The organism is Microvirga tunisiensis, from assembly GCF_009296175.1.
Lineage (GTDB): Bacteria > Pseudomonadota > Alphaproteobacteria > Rhizobiales > Beijerinckiaceae > Microvirga > Microvirga tunisiensis.
Window position 1 is genome coordinate 1 of the sequence record NZ_VOSK01000923.1, and the last position, 724, is coordinate 724.

Below are 724 nucleotides of genomic sequence, written 5' to 3' on the forward strand. Positions count from 1 at the left end.
GGCCCAACCGGATATAAGGTGATGCGGACGAACGGTTCGCATGAGCGCCATCGGGCTCAACCTCGGAGATCACGGCAGCACCTGCGACCAGCACTTGACTGACGTATCGGCCCATATAAGGGGCTTAATAACCGGGCCGAGAATTCGCATCTGCCGTTCCGTCGGCGAGAACGAGCGAGGCAAGGCTTTCGATCTGCCGGAGGGCTGCAGGGGTTCGTCAACGTGTTCTCAGCCGTCCGCAATCTCTTCGTTCCACCCCGTTCCCGCCGCTCTGCCCGTGCGACCCACCTTCACCGCCTCAACGCGATGGCGGAATGGAAAGTCGCGGCGAATGCCGCCGCTTGAGGCTGTCAGGCGGTCGACTTTGTCTCAATGCGCCCGATGCTGGTTAACGTGACAGCACCGCATACACGCAGAAGCCTCTTCGGAAAGAGCGATTGTTTCAACATGCTGCGTTGCAGCAACCGACTGGCTTCTCGGGCGTTCTTCACGATCAGCCCACATGGAGAGCATGCATGTCCCGCACTGAGACGAGAGCCGAGACAAGTCCGCGCGACCAAGCTGGGACGACCCTTCACGCGACCCAACCGCAACGGGTTAACACCCATCACCATGGGCGGGCGACTGCAAGGTCGGGCAGGGCGCTCCGTCCTAACGAGAGCTCTCATTCGAGCCGTTGGCGTTGGCTCACGCCAGTTCTGGCAGGCTCGGCCGCAGCACTGGG

The 724-nt window shown here is 61.7% G+C and carries 1 protein-coding gene and 1 pseudogene; both read left to right on the plus strand.

Translation table 11 applies throughout. The annotated features are described in order from the left end of the window. Window positions 1-114: 114 nt before the first annotated feature. A pseudogene (locus FS320_RS51400) lies at window positions 115-345 on the plus strand (DDE-type integrase/transposase/recombinase); the annotation flags it as partial. Between the two features lie 170 nt (window positions 346-515). Continuing rightward, window positions 516-724 (plus strand): hypothetical protein (locus FS320_RS47465; RefSeq protein ID WP_210252276.1); only part of this gene is annotated, 209 nt, incomplete at its 3' end.